Genomic DNA, 23,090 nt, shown 5'->3' on the forward strand with positions numbered 1-23,090 from the left:
CCCGGAAACAAGGACACCCTGAAGGGACCCGGGTTTTCGGACGGACGACCTGGAACGATGGAATGAGCCTCTCTTATCTTCATCGGCGCAAAACTGCCATGAACTCTGTGTGCAATTTAGACTTACACGTCTATCGAAGAGGAAAGTCGACGAGTGAAAGCGATTCGCCGACACCTATAGCTCGCCTCTCTCTGACTCCGGCCAGCTGGAGCGGCACATTTATAAAACGCAGCGCTGCGTGAGGCGGACACTCTTGTGCAGCTCGAACACTGCGCCGACCCGGAAATGGAATCAGATCTGTCTATTTTGAATTAAAGAGAACCACTCGTAACGCGCAAGCGCGTTATTCAGCAAGGCTTCTTTTATTGTGCACTGCGATCGTTATATCCGCCTGCGCCATAAAGAAAATGACCGTCGGATCCGACGTCCTGCACTCACGCTGGCCAGCCCCGTGCTTCGCACCCGGCCTCGTCTACGACTCGCGATCAGACGGCGCACTTCTCTCAGTCGATTGCTTTTCTACGAGTCGATCATTGCGATCCATTTCGAGATCGCAACGCCTGTAGGCATCAAGACCCCTACCTGTCCTGCGCCGAACCGGTTCGGCGCACTTTGCATAATCTGTCCACTCGATAAGCACATGCAAAGCGCGTTAAGGGCATGTTACGGTCGGTTCGTCGGGGGATTGACGACATAGAAATTGCCACGGATAGGCACACCATCCAAAAAGTTAGGGGATAACTCATGGAAGTAACCGAGAAGCGGCTGCCGCGCAGCCGTCTGACTGCTGCACTTTTGGCGGCTTTGATCGCGCCCGCCGCCGGCGGTGCGTTCGCCCAGGACGCCGCGCCTGCTCAACCGCAGCCCGCTAGCGATACGCCGACCGACATCGACAGCGTTACCGTGGTCGGCTCACGCATCAAGCGCGCCCAGATCGAAGGCCCGGCACCGGTCACCGTCATCAGCCGCGACGACATCGACAAACAAGGCTTCCAGACGGTCTCCGACATGCTGTCGTCGCTGACCCAGAACACCACCAACTCGTTCACCGGCGATCTGGCCGTCAACGGGTTCACGCCCAACGCCCAGGTGGTCAACCTGCGCAACCTCGGCCCGGGCTACACCCTGGTCCTGGTCAACGGCCGTCGCATCGCCGACTACCCGCAGCCCTACAACAGCGACCGCTCCTCCGTGAACGTCGGCGCCATTCCGTCCTCGATCATCGAGCGCGTGGAAGTGCTGGCGGGCGGCGCGTCCGCCATTTACGGTTCGGACGCGGTCGCGGGCGTGGTCAACATCGTTACCCGCACCAACTTCGACGGCAACCTGCTGCGCGGCACGGTCGGCACGACCGGCGCGGGCGGCGGCGACAGCGTCAACCTGGAGTACTCGGGCGGCCGCGTCGGCGACAACTGGAGCCTGACCTACGCCCTGCAGTACAACTACAACGAGCCGATCTTCGCGGCGCAGCGCGACTTCATGGACGACCTCCGTGACGGTCCGCGCGGCAACCGCGTCGGCCCCAGCCTGTCGCTGGTCGCGATCGACCTGCTCAACCGCAACCGCGCCGCGTACTATCCGGGCGACGCAGTCTGCGATCGCTTCGGTTTCTCGCCCTACCTGTCCGCCACCCGCGGCCAGATCTGCGGTTCTTACGATTCCGTGGCATCGCAGTCGATCTCGAACAAGCGCGAAGCGACCTCCGGTTACGCCTACGGCACCTACGACTTCAGCAACGGCATCCAGGGCTGGGCCAGCCTGATGCTGAACAACTCCGAATCGACCTCGAGCAGCGGCACCGAGTTCTGGGGCACCGGCGGCGATCCGTTCCTGCCCGCCAGCTTCTACTTCGACGAAGGCCTGGGCACCTACGTCCAGCTGCAGCGCGTGCTGACGCCGAAGGAAGTCGGTGGCAACACCGCGGTGGTCACCAAGTACAAGGAAAAGAGCTACGACTTCGCCACCGGCCTGCGCGGCGACTTCGGCGATCGTTTCGATTGGGATCTGTCCGCCTCGTACGGCCGCTACGACTACAAGTCCGACTCGCCGCGCCTGCTCGCTCAGAGCGTGCACGACTACTTCCTCGGTCCGCAGACCATCGACGACTACGGCTATGCGCACCACACCCTGAACCTGGATCGCTGGCACACGCCGCTGACCCCGGAACAGTACCGGGCCATGTCCACGCGCGTCATCAACAAGGGCTATACGTCCTCGGCGCAAGCGAACTTCGTCGTCAGCGGCGACCTGTTCGAGTTGCCGGCTGGCCCGATCGGTTTCGCAGGCACCATGGAGTTCGGCCGTCAGACCATCGACCTGAAGAGCGATCCGCGCACCGACCCCTCGCGCACGCCGGATGCAAGTACGCCGTATAACTTGGTCAGCTCGGGCAACATCAAGGGCGAGCGCGATCGTTACGCGATCGGCGCCGAGTTCCGCGTGCCCCTGCTGGACACCCTGAGCGCACAGCTGGCCGGTCGTTACGATAAGTACGACGACATCACCGAAGTGGACGGCGCCTTCACCTACGGTCTGGGCCTGGAGTTCCGTCCGATCGAGCGCCTGCTGCTACGTGCGAACTACTCCACCAGCTTCCGCGCGCCGGACATGCCGCTGGTGTTCGCGCAGGGTGTGGCTTCGTTCGCCGGCATCGTCGACTACTACGGCTGCCGCGCCGGTGGCGACACCGTCACCGAATGCCGTGCCAACAACCACCCGAGCCAGTACCAGACCCTGAACCAGACCGTCGGCAACCCCGACCTGCAGGAAGAAAAGGGCAAGTCGCTCACCGCCGGCTTCGTGCTCGACCTGATCGAAGGTATGTCGATGTCCGTCGACTACTACAAGATCACGCTGGACGACCAGGCCACGCGTCTGAGCCTGGACTACATCCTGCAGAACGAAGCCAACTGCCGCATCGGCACGCTGCCCGACGGCTCGCCGATTCCGCAGGGCCAGGGCTCGGCGTTCTGTCAGGACATCCTGTCGCGCGTGACTCGCCAGGTCGCCCCGGGCAACCCGAACGGTCGCGTCGTCAATGTCCGCGCCGGCTACATCAATGCGTCGCGTTCCGAGAACACCGGCATCGACGCGACCTGGCGCTACCGCTTCGATACGGATCGCTGGGGCAACTTCGATTTCAATCTGGCCTACAGCCTGAGCCTGGGTGAGAAGTACAAGCAGTTCGAGGAAGACGATCTGATCGACTACCGCGACCGCCTGGACAACGACAACCAGCGCAGCCGCGTTCGCGGCAGCGTGACCTGGGAGAAGGGCGACTGGACCACGACCGTGTTCGGTCAGCGTCTGGGCTCGGCGCCGAACGAGGCCGAAGCAGCGGGTCGGGATGCGGTGACCGGCGTTTACTACGGCGCACGTCTGCAGCCCTACATGCTCTACAACCTCTCGGTCGAGAAGAAGTTCGGCGAGAACATGGAGGCCGCGTTCGTCGTCAACAACGTGCTCGACAACACCCACCGCAAGGATCCGAGCAACACGGGCTATCCGTTCTTCAACCCGTTCATCGGTGCCGACCCGTACGGCCGCGCGTTCTTCCTGCGTCTGTCGTACAAGTTCTGATCCACTGCACTCCGCTACAAGAAAGGCCCGGCGCAAGCCGGGCCTTTTTCTTTGCGCGCTATCAGGAGCGCCATGTGCGGCATCACTCGGATTTGTTCGCGCAAGTCGCCGACGCAAGCGCAGCACGAGACGAAGCGAGAAAGACACAATTAAAGTGTCATAAATCGCCAATGCCGCTCCGACTGCATATCGACCAGCAGAATTGACGGGCACTTCGAGTGCCACATACGGCCTACTAAACACATCTTAGGCGCACTGCATGCGCAATATCGCGATATCAGACGCATGCATCCCATGCCACACGCGCAAGCCATGTAACCTGATTTCACCGTCGAATCAGTCAAGTAGCACTCTCTCGCGCCCTTAAATGCTTCGCGCCGCTAGCGCGCTCACCGCTGCCTGCGCCAGTGAGCGCGTCCACCTGGCACACAAATTCGACTGCACTTTTCGGCCGATTGCAGGCTGAATCGCTCGTTCGTTAACCAACGATGACAGCGCCGTTAATCGTGTGTACGTTCGGTCATAAGGGGACGGCATCACGCCAAGGTCGGCGTACATAACGCAATGCGAAGACTACATTTCTAGGGGACAACCAATGGCAACTCGTAACGCATACGGCCTGCAGCGCAGCAGGCTGACGGCGGCGCTCATCAGCGCCTTGATCCTTTCGTCCGCCGGCACCGCTGGCGCGCAGGACACCAGCACTCCGTCGCCTCCCGCCTCGAAGTCCGATGCGACCGACGTGCAAGGTGTCGTCGTTACCGGTTCGCGCATCAAGCGAGCGGAGATCGAGGGCCCGGCACCAGTCACCGTAATTTCGGCCGCCGACATCGAGCGCCAAGGCTTCACCACGGTCTATGAAGCGCTCAATACGCTTACGCAGTTTTCCGGCAGCGTCCAGAACGAACTAAATCAGAGCGGCTTCACGCCCAACGCCAGCGTGCTGAACTTGCGCGGCCTCGGCCCGGAGCATGTGCTCACGCTGATCAATGGACATCGCGTGGCGGATTATCCGCGTCCCTACAATAGTCAGAGCAATGTGGTGAACCTAAATGCGATCCCGGCCGCGGCCATCGAGCGCATCGAAGTGCTGACCAGCGGCGCCTCGGCGATCTATGGCTCGGACGCGATCTCCGGCGTCGTCAACGTTATTCTGAAGAGCAACTACGAAGGCAATGAAGTTCAGGTGCGCGTCGGCACCACAACCCGCGGTGGCGGCGACACCGGCGATGTGCAATGGATCGGCGGCCGAGTCGGCGACAACTGGAGCCTGACCTACGCATTCGAGTACCTCACCCGCGAGCCGATCTTCGCTTCGCAGCGCGAGTTCATGGATTCCTATCGCGACGATCCTTCGACCGACAACCCCTCCCCCGTCATCGGTTTGCGTATCCGCAACCGCAGCCGCGTAATCTCCGGCACCAGCCAGTACGTCCTGCCCGGCGGCCTGGCCGTATGCGACCAGTTCAAGGATTTTGAGCGTTATCCGGTAAACGCCGCGCTGAATCCCTCGGTCGTGGTCGGCAACTCCTGTGGCTACTGGTCCTTCCCCGCGACGCAGCAGATCCGAAATTCGCGCAGCGACCTGTCCGGCTACGTGCGCGGCACCTGGGATTTCGCCAACGGCATGCAGATGTACGGCAGCCTGACCGCCTGGTCCAGCGAGGCCAAAGCCGCGTCGTCGACGCAGTTCTGGCAGAGCCCGCTCTTCGTCGATCCGGTGTTCAATGTAGCCAACGGTCTGCCGGCCGCCAGCATCCTGGACATGCAGCGCATCATCACCCCGAGCGAGATCGGCGGCCGCGATGTCCAGCAAACCAAGTTCAAGGAAAACAGCTACAACTTCGACATCGGCCTGTCCGGCACGGCTCTCGGCGACAAGTTCGATTGGGATGTCTACTACAGCCGATCCGAATACACCAGCAAATCCGACCAGCCACGCTTGAAGGCCAAGGCGATCAACGATTGGTTCCTTGGGCCACGCATCGGCACCACGCCCGGCAATCGCGCCATCTATAACTTCAACCAAGCGCGCTACCTGCGTCCGCTGACGCCGGAAGAGTTTGCTAGCCTGAGCACCGTCGCAAAGGCCAAGGCGAAGTCGCAAGCCGATACCGTGAACCTCACGTTCGCGGGCGATCTGTTCGAGCTGCCGGCCGGCCCGCTGGGATTCGCGACCGTGCTGGAAGCGGCGCGCCAGGAATACTCGCTTAACCCCGACCGGCGGACCCTCCCGGGTGCCGATCCGAACGAGGCGATCTACAACCTCACCGACACCATTGGCGGTGGCAAGCGCAGTCGTTATGCGGCGGGCGTCGAGTTCAGCGTGCCGATCGTCGATACGCTGAAGGCGCAATTGGCCGGTCGCTACGATAAGTACGACGATCGCACGGACACTGGTGGCGCATTCACCTACAACCTGGGTTTGGAGTACCGGCCGGTCTCGAATCTGTTGCTGCGCGGCTCTTACGGCACGACCTTCCGTGCTCCCGACATGCATTACCTGTATGCGGGCACCAGCGGCTTCTTCACCACCTACTTCGATGAGTTCGCGTGCCGTCGTGACGGTTTTCAGGTCGCGGATTGCAACAACAACGCCACCTACAACTACTCTGCCGCGGGCGTGCGCTCGGGCAATCTCGAATTGGAAGAGGAAACCGGCAAGTCCTGGACCGCCGGCGTGGTGTGGGACATCATCGACAACCTTTCGGTCTCCGCCGACTACTACAGCGTCGAACTCGAGAACATCATCGGTGACGACGTCGAACGCCTGCTCAACGACGAAGCCAGCTGCCGCTTGGGCGTGGATCGCAGCGGCGCAACGGTTAACCCGGGGTCCGCGATCTGCGTCGACGCGCTCTCACGCATCACACGCGGTGCTCCCATCGTCGGCCCTGGCCTTGGCAACATCGCCACCCTGACGACCGCTCCGCGTAATCTGCAGCTGCTCGAAACCAACGGCATCGACGCCAGGGTCCGTTATCGCATCGACACCGATCGTTTGGGTGACTTCCGTTTCGAGCTGGGCTGGACGCACGTGCTGAGCCAGAAGCGTCAGGACTTCGCCGCCGACCCGGTCGAGGAATATCGCGACGACCGTAAGAACCACGACTTCCGCAGCCGCGCCAACTTCACCACCTCGTGGTCGAAGCAGGATTGGAGCGCGAATATCTATGGCACCCGTTGGGGCTCCTTGCCCGACTGGGAGGAATCGGGCCGTCGCATCGCGCCCTACTTCCTCTGGAACGTCAACGTCAGCAAGAAGATCACCAATAAGGCTACGCTGGGGTTCTTCGTCAACAACGTGTTCGACAAGCTGCACCCGCGCGACGACTCGCACTTCAGCTATCCATACTTCTGGAGTGCGTATAGCCCTATCGGCCGCGAAGTATTCCTCCAGTTCGACTATAAGTTCCAGTAAGTTTCTACTGCTGCTCCCGTATCAAAAAAGCCCGGCGCAAGCCGGGCTTTTTTTGGGGGGCCTGGCCCGAGCGATCGCTCTTCCACAGGCGCGCCCCCTCCGTTACCGAACTCCCTCTAAACCTCTCCACACGAGGTGTGGAGCGGCCGCTCTCGCACGCGCGAAGAGCCTGCCCCGGCCAGTGCTAGCTTGGCGATCGCCCGCGACGAGTCGCCATCTCACACATTCGCGCCATTTCGCATCAGTAGAAGAATTCGTGCAGGCACCCATGCACCACATCTCACTACGTAGTGACAGTACGCTTTGAGCACGCAACAGAACACTTCAAAGAGCATAAAATGGCAATTGTTGGGTGCAATTAAGTCATTTTTTCAATAAAAACAATAACTTATACGGAGCAAAATTACTGCCTAAAAAGTGTGATCTTGTGATGACATAGGCGTTAACACCATGTTAAGTTCGCCTTTAAGGGGACAGCAATACGCCAAGGTCGGCACACAAGAAACACATCTAGTTCATTTGGGGGACAACCAATGGCAGTTCGCAACGCATCCGGCCTGCAGCGCAGCAGGCTGACGGCGGCGCTCATCAGCGCTCTGGTCCTTTCGGTCGCCGGCACGGCGAGCGCTCAGGACACCAACACGCAACAGGCTCCTGCTTCGAACACCAAGGCGACCGACATCGACGGCGTCGTGGTCACCGGCTCGCGCATCAAGCGCACCGAGATCGAAGGTCCGTCGCCGGTCACGGTGATCACCTCGGCCCAGATCGAACGCGAAGGTTTCAACACCGTTTACGACGCGCTCAACACCCTGACCCAGGCCTCGGGCGCGACCCAGAACGAAGTCTTCCAGGGCGGCTTTACCCCGAACGCCAGCGTGATCAACCTGCGCGGTCTCGGCCCGGGTCGTACCCTGCTGCTGATCAACGGTCGTCGCGCCGCGGACTATCCGCTGCCCTACAACGGCCAGAGCAACTTCGCCAACTTCGGCAACATCCCGGCCGCCGCCGTGGACCGTATCGAAATCCTGGCCGGCGGCGCTTCGGCGATCTACGGTTCGGACGCGGTCGCGGGCGTGGTCAACGTCATCCTCAAGACCAACTTCGAAGGCGACCAGCTCAAGGTCCGTGCCAGCACCACCAGCCAGGGCGGCCGCGATGTCGGCGACATCCAGTGGATCGGCGGCAAGACCGGCGACAACTGGAGCGTCACCTACGCCCTCGAGTACTTCAACAGCGAGCCGCTGTACGGCTATCAGCGCGACTTCATGGATTCGGCGCTGGACAACCCGCTGCCACCCGACTACGTCGGCATCCAGCCGACCGGTACCATGCGCGTGCGTCGCCGCTTGGTGACTGCGAATTCCTATGTCACTCCGCCCGCAGGCGCCTGCGAGCAGCTCGGCGACGAGTGGGTGCGTTGGAACTATCGTTCCGCCAACGCCGCGGGCGTGATCACCAACCTGGGTCAGGCTTGCGGTAGCTTCAAGGACGTCGGCTACCAGACCATCAGCAACGGCAACAGCGATCTGTCGGGTTACGCCTACGGCACCTATCAGTTCGGCAACGGCATCGAAGGCTGGGCCAGCCTGCAGGCGTGGAAGTCCAAGGCCAAGTACGGCGCGGGCACGCAGTTCTGGGGCGGCCGCACGGTGGGCGGGCTGTGGTTCGACCAGACGTTCAACACCATCGTCGACGCCCAGCGCGTATTCACCCCGCAGGAAGCCGGCGGCATTGAGAACCTGTTGGCCGAGAACGACGAGCGCTCGTATGATTTCGCGTTCGGTTTCCGCGGCACCTTCGGCGAGAAGTGGGACTGGGATCTGACCCTGTCGCGCGCCGAGTACAACATCAAGGTCGACCGCCCGCGTCTGCTCTCCACTTCGGTCAACGACTGGTTCCTGGGTCCGCAGCTGGGCACCCGCGTCGTCGGCGGCGTGACCTACCCGGTCTACAATCTCAACCAGTCGCGCTATTACCGTGCGCTGACGCCGGAACAGTTCGCGGCCCTGAACACCACGGTCCGTACCGACGCCGAGTCCTACGTCAACCAGGGCAACTTCGTGGTGTCGGGCGACCTGTTCAACCTGCCGGCCGGCCCGCTGGGCTTCGCCGCGGTGTTGGAAGCGTCGCAGCAGGAATACAAGCTCACCGCAGATCCTCGCATCCTGCCCGACTACACCGGCACCGACCGTCCGTACAACCTGACCGGCACCGGCGGCGGTGGCGAGCGTAGCCGCTACGCTCTGGGCGTCGAGTTCTCGGTGCCGATCCTCGACTCGTTGAAGGCCAGCTTCGCCGGCCGCTTCGACAAGTACGACGACGTCACCTCGGTGGACGATGCCAAGACCTGGAACGCCGGCCTCGAATGGCGTCCGCTGGACAACCTGATGTTCCGCGGCTCGTACTCGACCAGCTTCCGCGCCCCCGACATGCACTATGTGTTCGCCGAACGCAGCGGTTCTTTCGCTTCGATCTTCGACACCCGCCGCTGCCTTGAGGCTGGTGGCAGCTCCACCAGCGGCTGCACCGGCACTGCCTATACCTACACCGCGTTCGGCGTCCGTCAGGGTACCCGCGACCTCGAAGAGGAAACCGGCAAGTCTTGGACCGCCGGTTTGGTGTGGGACATCATGGAAGGCATGTCGTTCACCGCCGACTACTACAACATCGAGATCAAGGACGGCGTCTCCGACATCACCTCGGCCTACATCCTCGACGGCGAAGCCGGCTGCGCCACGGGCCTGACCCGTAACCGCACGCCGTTCACCCTGGGCGCTCCGGGTTCCGCGTTCTGCAACGACATGCTCTCGCGCGTGTCGCGTCTGAGCGCGCCGGGCACCCCGAACGACGGCCAGATCACGGAAATCCGCCGTGGCCCGATCAATCGCGCGGTTCAGAGCGTGACCGGCATCGACGCCACCCTGGACTACCGCTTCGACACCGACCGCCTCGGCGACTACCGCTTCCAGCTGGCCTACTCGCACACGCTGGAGCAGAAGACCGCCCAGTTCAAGGGCGACCCGGTGCTGGATTACCGCGACGACCTGACCAACTTCGACTTCCGCAGCCGCATCCGTGCGACCGCGACCTGGGAGCGCGACGATTGGCAGGCCGCGGTGTTCATGCTGCGCTACGGCAGCCTGCCGAACTGGCAGGAAACCGGCCGTATCGCGCCTTACTTCATCTGGAACACCAGCGTGGGTAAGAACATCACCGAGAACGCCAAGCTGGTCCTGTACGTGAACAACGTCTTCGACAAGACCCATCCGCGCGACGACGGCTTCAACAGCTATCCCTACTTCTGGCGTGCGTACAGCCCGATCGGCCGTGAAGTGGCCTTCGAGTTCCAGTACAGCTTCAAGTAAGCGACTGCTGCTTAGTCCCCAGAAGCCCGGCGCAAGCCGGGCTTCTTTTTTGTCCGGTCGCGGCCGTGGGGCCCCGCTTCCATACGCCGACGGATGCGGTATAAAGAAGGTCAGCCGCGGGGCTGTCGCGCGGCCAGAACCATGCCTATCCCTGGGAGGGGAACATGCGTACCAAACTGCTTGCATTGCTACTGCTGGCGCTGCCGATGGCGGCGTTCGCGCAGAACACGCCGGTCGGACACTGGGTCACGATCGACGACAAGACCCAGAAGCCCAAGTCCGTAGTCGAGATCTACGAAGCGAAGGACGGCAGCCTCGCCGGACGCGTCACCAAGGTGCTGCAGTCCGAGCGCGGCCCGAATCCGGTCTGCGACAAGTGCTCGGGCGAGCGCAAGAACAAGCCGGTCGAGGGCATGGTCATCCTGTGGAGCGTGCGCAAGCACGGCGACACTTGGGAAGACGGCAAGATCCTCGACCCGGCCAGCGGCAAGATCTATTCGGTGAAGGTCACCCCGATGGAGGGCGGCAAGAAGCTGGATGTGCGCGGCTTCATGGGCTTCTCGCTGCTGGGCCGTACCCAGACCTGGGTCCGCCAGTAAGCCTTGCACCGCTGTTGCGGCATTGACGACCCGGCCTAGGCCGGGTCGTTTCGTTTGGGGGCTGGGATTCGACCGCGAATCGGCCTGCTCGCCGGGAAGCGAGGTCCATCGCGGCTTATGACCGAAGGGAATGCCCGTGGGACGCCGCGCCCACAGAAGGAGACGGGGGATACGCCTGCGGAGGCGGGCCGCACGGGCCCTGCGGCGGTCGCGTGCCATAATTCCCGACCACCCACCGCAACGCTGCCCATGTCCCGCGAGTTCGTCGTTACCTGCGCCCTGCCCTACGCCAACGGGCACCTGCACCTAGGCCACCTGGTCGGTTACACCCAGGCCGATATCTGGTGCCGCGCGCAACGCATGTCGGGCCATCGGGCCTGGTACGTGTGCGCGGACGATACCCACGGCACGCCGATCATGCTCGCAGCCGAGAAGGCCGGCGTCACCCCGGAATCCTTCATCGCCGGCATCCAGGCCAGCCACGAGCGCGACTTCGCCGATTTCGGGGTCGCCTTCGACCACTACGATTCGACCAACTCGCCGCGCAACCGCGCGCTGACCGAGGCCTTCTACGCCAAGCTCGACAACAACGGCCACATCTCGCGGCGCTCGGTCGCGCAACTGTACGACCCGGTCAAGGGCATGTTCCTGCCCGACCGCTACGTCAAGGGCATCTGTCCGAACTGCGGCACGCCCGACCAATACGGCGACAACTGCGAGAACTGCGGCGCGACCTACGCGCCGACCGAGCTCAAGGAACCGCGCTCGGTGGTCAGCGGCGCGACGCCGGAGCTGCGCGAGTCGGAGCATTTCTTCTTCGAGGTCGGCGGCTTCGAGGCCTTCCTGCGCGAGTGGCTCAGCGGCGACGTCGCGATCCCGGGCGTCAAGGCCAAGCTGCTGGAATGGCTGGACGCCGACGGCGGTCTGCGCGCCTGGGACATCTCGCGCGACGCGCCCTACTTCGGCTTCGAGATCCCCGGCCATCCAGGCAAGTACCTGTATGTGTGGCTGGACGCGCCGATCGGCTACCTGAGCAGCTTCGAAGCCCTGTGCGAGCGCGAGGGTCTGGACTTCTTCTCCTACCTCACCCGCGACAGCCAAGCCGAGCTGCACCATTTCATCGGCAAGGACATCGTGACCTTCCACGGCCTGTTCTGGCCGGCGGTGCTGCACGGCTCGGGTTTCCGTGCGCCGACCCGCCTGCACGTCAACGGCTATCTGATGGTCAACGGCGAGAAGATGTCGAAGTCGCGCGGCACCTTCATTCAAGCCCGTACCTATCTGGACGTCGGCCTGGACCCCGAAGCGCTGCGCTATTACTTCGCGACCAAGACCGGCGGCGGCGTCGACGACGTCGACCTCAACCTGGCCGATTTCGTCGCGCGCGTGAACTCGGACCTGGTCGGCAAGTTCGTCAACCTGGCCAGCCGTTGCGCCGGTTTCATCGAGAAGCGCTTCGACGGCCGACTCGCCGACACCCTGCCCGAGCACGCGACCTATGCGCGCTTCGTCGAGCAGTTGCAGCCGATCGCGCAGGCCTACGCACGCAACGAGGCCGCGACCGCGCTGCGCCTGACCATGGCGCTGGCCGACGAAGCCAACAAGTACATCGACGAGCACAAGCCCTGGGTGCTGGCCAAGCAGGAAGGCGCCGACGCCGAGCTGCAGGCCGTGTGTACGCAGGGCCTCAACCTGTTCCGCGTACTGGCCGCCGCGCTCAAGCCGGTGTTGCCGCGCGTAGCGGCCCAGGCCGAAGCCTTCCTGGGCGCGCCGGTCGCGCTGTGGAGCGATCTGCACGCACCGCTGCTGGCGCATCGCATCCAGGCCTACACGCCCTTGTTCACCCGTATCGACCCCAAGCATATCGAGACCATGATCGAAGCCTCCAAGGAATCGCTGAAGCCCACCGAGACCGAAGCCGTCGCGGCTCCCGCCGTCAAAGCGGCCGCTGCCGCGCCTGCCGCCGCGCCCGCCGCGACCCCGGCCAACGCCGCGGCGACCATCGGCATCGACGACTTCGCCAAACTCGACCTGCGCGTGGGCAAGGTGCTGGCCTGCGAGTTCGTCGAGGGTTCCGACAAGCTGCTGCGCTTCGAACTGGACGCCGGCGAACTCGGCACGCGCCAGATCTTCTCCGGCATCCGCGGCTCCTACGCCGAGCCGGAAAAGCTGGTCGGCCGCAGCGTGGTGTTCATCGCCAACCTGGCGCCGCGCAAGATGCGCTTCGGCCTCAGCGAGGGCATGATCCTGTCGGCCGGTTTCGACGGCGGCGGCCTGCACCTGCTCGACGCCGACGGCGGCGCGCAGCCGGGCATGCCGGTGCGGTGAAGCGAGTACAGAGTGGAGAGCAGTGAGGAACGAGTAAAAGCGCTCTCTCACTCCTCACTCCTCTCAGCTCACTTCTGCCTCATGGATTTGACCGAACGCCTAGACCGCCTACTGCCGCAGACCCAATGCGGCCAATGCGGCTACGCGGGCTGCCGCCCTTACGCCGAGGCGATGGCGCGCGGCGAGGCGGGCGTCGACCATTGCCCGCCCGGCGGCGACGCCGGGGCGCGCGCGCTGGCGCGGTTGCTGGGCGTGCCCGCGCGTCCCTACGACCGCGCGCGCGGCACCCACAAGCCGGCGCCGGTGGCGGTGATCGTCGAAGCCGACTGCATCGGCTGCACCAAGTGCATCCAGGCCTGTCCGGTCGACGCCATCATCGGCGCGGCCAAGCACATGCACACCGTGATCGAGCCGCTGTGCACCGGCTGCGAACTGTGCGTGCCGGCCTGCCCGGTGGATTGCATCGTGTTGGAGCCGGCGCGGCCAGCGGCCTAGCGTTGGGCCCGCCGCAGGATGGGGTGAGCGCAAGCGAACCGCATCGTCCGCGAACCATCCTTCGCATCGATATTGCGCCGACGCGGCGCGGTGCGATTCGCTTGCGCTCACCGCACATTAGGAATGCGCTTTGGCGTCAGCGCTTACCGGCCGCTTCCTTGACCGGAGCTGCCGCGCCGGTGGCCGGCGGCGGCGCCAGGTCGGCGGTGCCGGCCGCGCAAGCCGAGCACACGCGTTCGATCTTGTAGCCCTTGGCGCGCAGCTTCTCGACCACGCCGTCCTCGCCCAGCAGATGCAGTGCGCCCACCACCACCAGCGCGTCGTCCTTCTTGGACTCGTCCAGCATCTTCTGGATCTGCGGCACCCAGGCGTCGTTGCGCTCGATGTTGACGACGCGATAGGTCTGCGGCGTCTTTTCCTTCATCTCGGTGCGGGTGAGGTCGTCGAGCTTGGCCAAGTCGCCGGCGCGCCAGGCGTCGTGCATGTCGGCGAGCATGCCCGGCATTTCGGTGGGGCGATCGAGGAAATCGCGCAGGCCTTCGATCTGCTCGGGCATCGGCGAGGAGTCCATCACCTTCAATTGATCCTCCATCGACTCCAGGCCGCCAGTAGGCTTCTTGGCCGTGCTCGCCTGCTTCATCAGGTGCATATCCAACCCGAGCTGGGGGCTGAAGCCCATGGCCTGCGATACGCCCAGCAACAGCGACAGATTCACGAACCAGGGTTCGTAACCGTCGAGCGCCGCCACCGGCACGCCCTGCTTGCCCATCAAGCGGGTCAGCTTCTCGTGCAAGTCGGCGGGCAGCACCTGGCTCAGGGTGCGGCCGTCGGGGTAGCCGGCGGCGACCATGAACTTGGCGGCCGCGCCCGGGTCGGTCATCTGCTCCGGCGGGATCTCGAACAGCACCTTGTCGGCGGCCGCGAACGCCGCATCGACGTCGGGCGACAACGGATAGTCGTCGCTCTTGAGCAGGTGGAACGAGCCCAGCAGGTAGACCGCGTTGTCGGCGTCGGACACCTTCCACAGCAGCGGCACCGGCGGCGCCTTGGCCGGCACGGCGGCGACCGGCGCCTTGGCCGTCGCTGCGGGTGCGGCGTCTTGCGCGGAGGCGATCGCCGAACTCAGCGCGGCGAGGATCAGGGCGCAGGGCAGCAGGCGCTTGAGGTGCGGATTACGGAGCATGGGTTATCGTCCTTGGAGTCGGTCAGTGCGCGCCGGCATAAGCCTTCTCGCCGGCGGTGATCGCCAGGTCGAGACGGTTTTCCTGCGGCGGCAGCGGGCAGGTCGCGAACGCGGTGAACGCGCACGGCGGGTTGTAGCTCTTGTTGAAGTCCAGCATCACGCGGCCGCCGATGCCCGGCTTGGGCGCGTCGAGGAAGCGTCCGGCGCCGTAGCTGCCGTGGCCGTTGGTGCGGTCGGCGAACACCAGGAACAGCTCGTCGCCGCCCTCGTCCAGGGCTTCGATGCGGTAGCTCTTGCCGTCGCGCTCGAATTCGACGTAACCCGGGTTGGGCACTTGCTCGGTGGTGCCGACGATGTTGGCGATCGCGATGGTCTTGCCCGGCGGATGAGCGACGAACTTGCTGTCCACCACCCAGCCGGCGTCGGCCTGCCAGTACGGAATGTCCTTGAAACCGCTGCGCGTGGGCGCGTCGGCGTGTTTGACGCGCAAGGCGTAGCGATCGCCACGCTTGATCACGGTCAGGATGCCCTTGCCTTCGTCGAAGCCGAGCTTGCTGGGGCCGGCCGGGTCGGTGTCGATGCGCAAGGCGGTCGCGCCCTTGAGCGGCTGGTCGTCCAGGGTGAACGCGGTGCCGCGTTCGGGAACGAAGCGCACGCTGCCGTCCTTCTTCAGATCGATCATGCCGAAGTGGCCGGGGCCCATCGCCAGGCGGATGCCATTGTCGGGCTCGCTGCCGAAGTAATGCGGGCCTGGGTCCAACCAATGCAGGCCGACCAGGCTGGTCCAACCGTCGGGCTTGGTCAGGTTGGTTTTGCGCTCTTCGCGCCAGACCTGTTGCTCGCCGACGAAGGCGGCGCTGGTGGGCTTGGAGGGCGCTTGCGGCTCGGCGGCGGCGCCGGTCGCGGCGGCGGCGGCGCCCGGCGCGTCGAGGTCGCTTTCGGAACGTTCGCCGCCGCCGCACGCGGCCAGGGCAAGGCAGAACACGATCGGGGACAGCACCATCGGGAGCAGCCGCAGTGGCGGCATAGTCGGCAATCGCATTCTTAACGTCCTCGCAGGAACCAGCGGTCGATTTCGGACAGGCTGAAACGGGCCCAGGTCGGCCGGCCGTGATTGCATTGGCCGGAACGCTCGGTCGCTTCCATTTCGCGCAGCAGCGCGTTCATTTCGGGCAGGCTCAGGCGCCGGTTGGCGCGCACCGCGCCGTGACAGGCCATGGTCGCCAGCAGCTCGTCGCGCGCCGCGGCCACGCGCCGCGATTCGCCGTGCTCGCGCAGGTCGGCCAACACGTCGCGCAACAGCGCTTCGACGTCGCCGTGCGCCAGCAGGGCCGGCACGCTGCGCAAGGTCAGCGATTGCGGGCCGCTGCGGGTGACGTCGAAGCCTAGCGCAGCCAGGGTGTCGGTTTCGCGCTCGGCGACTTCGGCCTCGCGCTCGGACACGGCCAGCGAGGCCGGCACCAGCAAGGGCTGGGTGCGCAGGCCTTCGCCGTCGTGGGCGTGCTTGAGTTTTTCGTAGCCGATGCGCTCATGAGCGGCATGCATGTCGACCACGATCAGGCCTTCGGCGCTCTCGGCCAGCACGTAGATGCCGTGCAACTGGGCGATGGCGTAGCCCAGCGGCGGCAGGCTGGCGTCGTCGCTGTGCGGCAGAGCCGGGCGCGGCGCGGCGGGATCGAAGGCCGGCGGCGATGGATAGGTCGGATGGGCCTGCGTCGCCGCCGCATCGCCCGGCGCGCCGTAGAGCGCGGCGTAGCCGTTGCGGGTTTCCTCGACCTGGAAGCCGAGCGGGCGCGTGGGCGCGCTCCAGTTGTAGCTGGGCTGCGCGCTCTGCGTCGGCGCGCCGGCGCCCGGCGCTAGCGCGTAAGGCTCGTGCGCGCCCGGCTGCGGGGCGATGCCGGCGCGGGTCTCGGCCAAAGCGTCGTGCAGGGTGCGGTAAACGAAATCGTGGATCAGACGCGAATCGCGGAAGCGCACCTCGTGCTTGGCCGGATGCACGTTGACGTCGACCCGGCGCGGGTCCAGTTCCAGGAACAGCACATACGCCGGCTGGCGGCCGTGGAACAACACATCGGCATAGGCCTGCTTGACCGCGTGGGCGACGCTGCGATCGCGCACCGCGCGGCCGTTGACGTAGAGGTACTGCTGGTCGGCACTGGCGCGGTTGTAGGCCGGTTGGGCGATCCAGCCGTGCAGGCGCAGGCCGGCGCCGGCGTGGTCGACGCGCAGCGCGTTGCGCGCGAATTCCTCGCCCAGGGTTTCGTTGATGCGCACATCCGAAAGCAGATCGCCCTCGCCCTTCCAGCGCCGCGAGGGCTTGCCGTTGTGCGACACGCGCAGTTCCACGTCCGGTCGCGCCAGGGCGAGCTGACGCAGCCATTCCTCGATGTGGCCCAACTCGGTGCGCTCGGCCTTGAGGAATTTGCGCCGCGCCGGGACGTTGAAGAACAGGTCGCGCACTTCGACCGTGGTGCCCTGCGGATGCGGCTTGGGCGTGACCTGCCCGACCCGGCCGCCGTCGACTTCGAGGGTGGCGCCGTGTTCGGCTTCGATCCGGCGCGAGACCATCGCGAACCGGCTGACCGAGGCGATCGAGGGCAAGGCCTCGCCGCGGAAACCGAGCGTGGCCACGCCTTCCAGATCGTCCAGGGACGCGATCTTGCTGGTGGCGTGGCGCGAGATCGCCAGCGGCAGTTCCTCTGCGGCGATGCCGGCGCCGTCGTCGCGGATCCGGATCAGGCGCACACCGCCCTCTTCCAGGTCGATGTCGATGCGGGTCGCGCCGGCGTCGAGCGCGTTTTCGACCAGCTCCTTGACCACCGAAGCCGGACGTTCCACGACCTCGCCGGCCGCGATCTGATTGATGAGGGTATCGGGGAGTTGACGAATAGCCACTGAGCGACCGGGCGCCGCGGCGGCGCCGTGAGAATACGGCTTCGATGATAGCCGCTCACCGCCGGCTTCCGCGATCCGTTTAGCGCTTTCGCGACGCAAGCCCGTTCCGGCGCGCAACCGCGCAGGCCTTGCAGGGGTCGGATCGGATCAGGCGGCGCGCACGCCGCCCAAGCGGCTCAGGGGCTGCCGCCGCCCCCGCCCATCGCCACCGGCTGAGCGTCGGCGCGCGCGGCGTAGAGCGTGCCCGGCGGCGGCTGACGGGTGAAGTAGGTGTTAACGCCATCGAGCACGGCGCGCGCGAGCGCGCGCTGGTGCGCGGGATCGGTCAGGCGGCGCTCTTCGTCCGGGTTGGAGATGAAGGCGGTCTCGACCAGCATCGCCGGCATGTCCGAGGTCCGCAGCACGGCGAAGTTGGCGCGCTCGATATGCGGCTTGTGGTTGTTGCCGACGCGCTTGAGCCCGTCGAGCACATGCGCGGCCGCGTCTTCGGACGCCTTCATGTGACCGCTCTGGGTCAGGTCCAGCAACACCGAGGTCAGGGTGTTGTCGGCTTCCTGCAGGCGCACGCCGCCGACCAGGTCGGCCGAGTTTTCCTTGTCCGCCAGCCAGCGCGCGCGCTGCGAGGACGCGCCCTTCAGCGACAGCACGTAGACCGAGGAGCCCTTGGCGGCGCGGTTCTCGGCGGCGTCGGCGTGGATCGACACGAACATGTCGGCCTTGGCCTGGCGCGCGAGCTGCGCGCGCCGCGGCAGCGGGATGAACACGTCGCTGTCGCGGGTGAGGTAGGCCTTGAGCCCGGGCGTGGCGTTGATCTGGCGCGCGAGTTCGCGCGCGATCGCCAGGGTCACGTCTTTCTCGCGCTTGCCGGCTTGGCCGACCGCGCCGGGGTCCTGGCCGCCATGGCCGGGGTCGATGGCGATGATGAGCGGGCGCATGCCGCGGCCGCGCATCACATCCTTCATGGTCTTGACCGCGCCGGGCGTGGCCAGGTCGTCGGCCGGCGGCGCGCTCACGGCGGCGCCCGGCATCGGCGTGGGCACGCCCGAGGCGATGCGGGTGGGCACGCCGGTGGCGATGGTGGTCTGCACCGGCGGCGGTGCGACGGTCGCGACCGGCGTGGCGGCCGCCGGCGCGGCGATGGCCGGCGCGCTGGAGGCGTTGCGCGCGGCCAGTTCGGAGATCAGGCGCGTGGTCGCGGCCGCGGACGAGGCGGCCTGGTCGACGCCGCGATGCTCGGACACGACCGCAGTCGCGGCCGGCGGCGGCGCCGATTGCGGCACGGTCGCGGACGGCACGGCTGTGGTGTGCGCGGCGGCGACGGAAGCGGCCGGCGGCGTGGCGACGGGCTGCGGCTCGACGCCATCGCCCGGCCACTCCAGCACCAGGCGCGCGCCGTTGGCGGCCGGCTCGATGCGCGGTTTGAGCGCGGCGACCGGCTGGGCCAGATCGAACACGATGCGCACGGTGCCCGGCGCGGGCTGGCCGGTGCGCACGGATTTGACGATGCCCGCGCCGGTCGGCAGGCGCAGGCCCTTGGCCAGCGAGGAGGCCGGCAGGTCGACCGCGAGGCGGTCGGGGCCCTTGAGCGAGATCAGCTTGAATTCGGTGCCGCGGTCCAGGGCGATCTCGGCGCGAGTGCCTGTGGCGCCGCTACCGACGTCCAAGCCCTTGATTTCACTGGCGTGCGCAAGATTCCAGGCCAGCGCCGCGAGCAGCGCCATGCCGAGCAGGAATTTCTGAACGGTGGCCCCTTTTACGCGCATGGGTGCTAGTCAAGCACCAGCGCCTTGGAAATGCAAGCATTTTTCCCTTACGAATCCGGCACCTGCCACCACTTCCTGTGGAAACGTTCAGGAGTCGGCCGCAAGCTCCGGGGTGGCGGCCAGGGCCTGGACCCAGCCCCTGCCGGTCTCGGACTCCGGGATCAGGCGGGCCGAACGCCCCGCCCCCTCGACCGCCAGTTCGACCCGCAGGTCGGCCGGGGGTAGCCCGCCGCGACCGCGGTCGGGCCATTCGATCAACCACAGCGTGGCCTCGTCGCCGTCCAAGCCGAGAAACTCGAGCTCGCCGACATCGCCGATGCGATACAGATCCAAATGCCAGGCTTCGCCGCCGCTGGCGAGCGGATAGCGTTCGACCAAGGTGTAGGTGGGACTGCGAATCGCGCCTTGCACGCCCAGCGCGCGCAGCAAGGCGCGTGCGAGCGTGGATTTGCCGGCGCCGAGATCGCCGCTGAGATGCACCACCGCGCGCTGCGGACGCGTACGCGCTAGTGCGGCACCCAAGGCATCGGTGGCGTCGGCATCGCGCAACGACAATGCGATCGCTGCTGGTTCGTGCGCGTATGCGCTGGAGTGAGACGAGATCAACGCGAACTCTCCGGATTGGCCAAGCGCCGCAACCACGGCATCAAGTCGGTAGGCAGCAAACCGCGCTCGCCTCCGTCGCGCGCCGCGGCGTCCGCTGCGGCTGAGTGCAGCAGCGCGCCGCATACGGCGGCGTCGAACGCGTTCAAACCCTGCGCGCGCAGCGCGGCGATGGTACCGCTGAGCACGTCGCCCATGCCGCCGACGGACATGCCCGGATTGCCCGCCGCGATCACGCGAGGTTCCGCATCCGGCGCGGTCACGATGGTGCCCGCGCCTTTCAACACGATGGCGCAGGCGTAGCGATCGCGCAACGCGCGCGCGGCGCTCAAGCGATCGGCTTGCACCTGCGCGGTATCGATGCCGAGCAAACGCGCCGCTTCGCCCGGATGGGGCGTGAGCACGCAATCCGCATGCAAGGTGCGCGGCCGCTCCGCCAACAGATTCAAGGCATCCGCATCCAGCAGCAAGGGGCGCTGGCTCTCAAGCACGCAAGCCTGCAAATCGCGCGCCCAAACGCCCTGCCCCAGGCCCGGTCCCAAGGCGATCACGCTCGCGCGTTCGAGTGCATCACGCAGTTGCGCTGCATCGCGGACCTCGCGCGGCATCGCTTCCGGTATGCGCGCCAAAACGGCTTGTACATGCTCGCCGCGCGTGGCGATCTCGACCAGGCCGGCGCCGCTGCGCAAGGCCGCTTGCGCGCACAACACGATCGCGCCGCCGCTGCCGTGGTCGCCGCCCACGCACAGCACCCGGCCGTTGCGTCCCTTGTGGCTATCGCGTTCGCGCGGCGACAACCAGCGCCGCAGATCCTCCGCGCGCATCGAACGCGCGACCGGCGCACGATCGAAAGCTTCGACGGAGAGCTGCAGATCGGACCACGCCAACGAGCCGACGCAGTCCAAGGCCGAACCGGTACTCAAACCGAACTTGTGCGCGATGAACTCGATCGTGGCATCGGCGATCACGGCGGGCGCATAGGCGACGCCGCGCTCGGCGTCGACGCCGCTGGGCACGTCCAGCGCGAATACGGGCGCGGATTGGGCGTTGATGGTCTCGATCAACGCCGACGCCTCCGCATCCGGTGCGCGCGACAAGCCGATGCCGAACAGGGCATCGACGATCAGATCCGCATCCAGCGCGCCGCTCGCATAGACCTCGCTGCGGCCTCCCGCCTCCGTGTATGCGTCCGCGGCGCGCCGGGCCAGCTCGCCGCGCGGCGCGTGCGCGGCCAGGTGCGATACCCGCACCTCGCGACCGCTAGCCTGCGCGTGCGTCGCCAGCACATAGCCGTCGCCGCCGTTGTTGCCCGGCCCGCACACCACCACGATGCGATGCGCCGCAGGCCAGCGCCGCAGCAGTTCGCGCCAGGCCGCCGCGCCTGCGCGGCACATGAGCTCGTAGGCATCGCCCAGTTCCACGCTCGCGCGGGCTTCGACCGCGCGCAGCGCCGCGGTGTCGTAGAGCGCTGAATCGAAGGAGAAATCGGCCTTAGGCATCGCACGATTCTATACTTGCCGCAACGTGAGCCCGCACCGCGCCAGCCCCGACCCCACGCCCGCCGCGCCCGACTACGCGGCGCTGACCCTGCGCATCCGCGAATTGGCGCGCGAACTGGGTTTCCAGCGTTGCGGCATCGCGGGCATCGAGCTGGGCCCCGACGAGGACTACCTGCGCGACTGGCTGGCGCAGGGGCTGTACGGCTCGATGGACTGGATGGCGCGCCACGGCGAGCTGCGTTCGCGCCCGCAGGAGCTGATTCCCGGGACCTTGCGGGTGATCTCGGTCGGGCTGGACTACGGCCGCAACGACGACGAGGACGCTTGGGCCACCCTGGCCGACCGCGAGCGCGCCTACGTCGCCCGCTATGCCCTGGGGCGCGACTACCACAAGCTGATGCGCCAGCGCCTGCAGCGCCTGGCCGACCGCATCGGCGACATCGTGGGACCGTTCGGGCACCGGGTGTTCGTGGATTCGGCGCCGGTGCTGGAGCGGGCCCTGGCGCGCAACGCCGGCCTGGGTTGGATCGGCAAGCACACCTGTCTGATCGACAAGGACGGCGGCTCCTGGTTCTTCCTGGGCGAAATCTACGTCGACCTGCCGCTGCCGATCGACGCCCCCGCCAGCGCACACTGCGGTACCTGCGTGCGCTGCATCGAGGTCTGTCCGACCCAGGCCATCGTCGCCCCGCATCGCCTGGATGCGCGCCGCTGCATCGCCTACCTGACCATCGAGCACGAGGGCGCGATCCCGGAGGAGCTGCGCCCCGCGATCGGCAACCGCATCTTCGGCTGCGACGACTGTCAGCTGGTCTGTCCCTGGAACAAGTTCGCCAAGCGCACCGACGAGCCGGATTTCCGCGCTCGCAACGATCTGGATCGCGCCAGCCTGGCGCAACTGTTCGCCTGGAGCGAAGCCGAGTTCCTGCAGCGCACCGAGGGCTCGGCGATCCGTCGCAGCGGCCATGAGCGTTGGCTACGCAATATCGCGGTCGCGCTGGGCAATGCGCCGAGCACGCCCGAGGTGATCGCCGCATTGAACTCGCGCCGCGAGGCCGACAGTGCCGTGGTGCGGGAGCATGTCGAGTGGGCGTTGGCTAGGCATGGCGCGGCCTGAGGGCGCGCTCAGTGCTCGCTTCGGGGTAGGAGCGGCGTGAGCCGCGACTGCGGCAATGAGAACGCATCGAAACGGCCGGATGGTGGGCAGATCCCGCACGGACGAACGCACGCCACTAGTCGGCGCATCCCACTGAAGTCACTGGATCCCCGCCTTCGCGGGGATGACGAGTTCGAAGCGACACGCTTTGGGGTAGGAGCGGCGTAAGCCGCGAGCGCGACAATGCGAGCGTGAAGGAAT

The 23,090-nt window shown here is 66.0% G+C and carries 13 protein-coding genes; 7 read left to right on the plus strand and 6 right to left on the minus strand.

Annotated features, from left to right (window positions below; translation table 11 throughout):
• The first annotated feature begins 744 nt into the window (after positions 1 to 744).
• The 6 genes from ASD69_RS07080 (at position 745) to rnfB (ending at position 13,790) form a co-directional block, all read left to right on the plus strand.
• Positions 745 to 3,579 carry a TonB-dependent receptor gene (locus ASD69_RS07080; RefSeq protein ID WP_056175589.1) on the plus strand — a complete coding sequence of 945 codons (2,835 nt, stop codon included), beginning with the start codon at positions 745 to 747 and terminating at the stop codon, positions 3,577 to 3,579.
• 595 nt (positions 3,580 to 4,174) lie between these two features.
• Positions 4,175 to 7,000: a TonB-dependent receptor gene (locus tag ASD69_RS07085; RefSeq protein ID WP_235567159.1), complete on the plus strand. Its 2,826-nt coding sequence runs from the start codon at positions 4,175 to 4,177 to the stop codon at positions 6,998 to 7,000.
• A gap of 533 nt (positions 7,001 to 7,533) precedes the next feature.
• Positions 7,534 to 10,368, plus strand: a complete 2,835-nt coding sequence (locus ASD69_RS07090; protein WP_056175591.1) for a TonB-dependent receptor — start codon at positions 7,534 to 7,536, stop codon at positions 10,366 to 10,368.
• Positions 10,369 to 10,532: 164 nt separating this feature from the next.
• The gene (locus tag ASD69_RS07095; protein WP_056175596.1) at positions 10,533 to 10,967 is read left to right on the plus strand and encodes a DUF2147 domain-containing protein; all 435 of its coding nucleotides are present in this window, start codon (positions 10,533 to 10,535) and stop codon (positions 10,965 to 10,967) included.
• A gap of 249 nt (positions 10,968 to 11,216) precedes the next feature.
• Positions 11,217 to 13,295, plus strand: coding sequence for a methionine--tRNA ligase (gene metG / locus ASD69_RS07100; protein ID WP_056175599.1), 2,079 nt, complete (start codon positions 11,217 to 11,219; stop codon positions 13,293 to 13,295).
• 81 nt (positions 13,296 to 13,376) lie between these two features.
• Positions 13,377 to 13,790 (plus strand): Rnf electron transport complex subunit RnfB, encoded by a 414-nt coding sequence (gene rnfB / locus ASD69_RS07105; protein WP_082576314.1) that lies wholly within the window; start codon positions 13,377 to 13,379, stop codon positions 13,788 to 13,790.
• A 136-nt stretch (positions 13,791 to 13,926) separates the two neighbouring features.
• On the opposite strand, the gene ASD69_RS07110 is transcribed toward rnfB, so the two are convergent.
• From ASD69_RS07110 to ASD69_RS07135, 6 genes are all read right to left on the minus strand, one after another.
• Complete coding sequence (locus ASD69_RS07110; protein WP_056175602.1) at positions 13,927 to 14,973, minus strand: TraB/GumN family protein; 1,047 nt, start codon at positions 14,971 to 14,973, stop codon at positions 13,927 to 13,929.
• A 22-nt stretch (positions 14,974 to 14,995) separates the two neighbouring features.
• Positions 14,996 to 15,976: a DUF1684 domain-containing protein gene (locus ASD69_RS07115; protein ID WP_235567160.1), complete on the minus strand. Its 981-nt coding sequence runs from the start codon at positions 15,974 to 15,976 to the stop codon at positions 14,996 to 14,998.
• 41 nt (positions 15,977 to 16,017) lie between these two features.
• Entirely contained in the window at positions 16,018 to 17,868 is a 1,851-nt protein-coding gene (gene mutL, locus ASD69_RS07120; RefSeq protein ID WP_056175605.1) for a DNA mismatch repair endonuclease MutL, read from the minus strand.
• Positions 17,869 to 18,044: 176 nt separating this feature from the next.
• Complete coding sequence (locus ASD69_RS07125; RefSeq protein WP_082576316.1) at positions 18,045 to 19,589, minus strand: N-acetylmuramoyl-L-alanine amidase; 1,545 nt, start codon at positions 19,587 to 19,589, stop codon at positions 18,045 to 18,047.
• 129 nt (positions 19,590 to 19,718) lie between these two features.
• On the minus strand, positions 19,719 to 20,192 hold the full coding sequence (gene tsaE, locus ASD69_RS07130; protein ID WP_056176689.1) for a tRNA (adenosine(37)-N6)-threonylcarbamoyltransferase complex ATPase subunit type 1 TsaE: 474 nt from the start codon (positions 20,190 to 20,192) through the stop codon (positions 19,719 to 19,721).
• Positions 20,193 to 20,233: 41 nt separating this feature from the next.
• On the minus strand, positions 20,234 to 21,733 hold the full coding sequence (locus ASD69_RS07135) for a bifunctional ADP-dependent NAD(P)H-hydrate dehydratase/NAD(P)H-hydrate epimerase (RefSeq protein ID WP_056175611.1): 1,500 nt from the start codon (positions 21,731 to 21,733) through the stop codon (positions 20,234 to 20,236).
• 82 nt (positions 21,734 to 21,815) lie between these two features.
• Here ASD69_RS07135 and queG point away from each other — a divergent pair, with 82 nt between their 5' ends.
• Positions 21,816 to 22,850, plus strand: coding sequence for a tRNA epoxyqueuosine(34) reductase QueG (gene queG, locus ASD69_RS07140; RefSeq protein ID WP_056176692.1), 1,035 nt, complete (start codon positions 21,816 to 21,818; stop codon positions 22,848 to 22,850).
• The last annotated feature ends 240 nt before the right edge of the window (positions 22,851 to 23,090 follow it).

The sequence above is a fragment of the Lysobacter sp. Root604 genome, assembly GCF_001427505.1.
GTDB lineage: Bacteria > Pseudomonadota > Gammaproteobacteria > Xanthomonadales > Xanthomonadaceae > Lysobacter.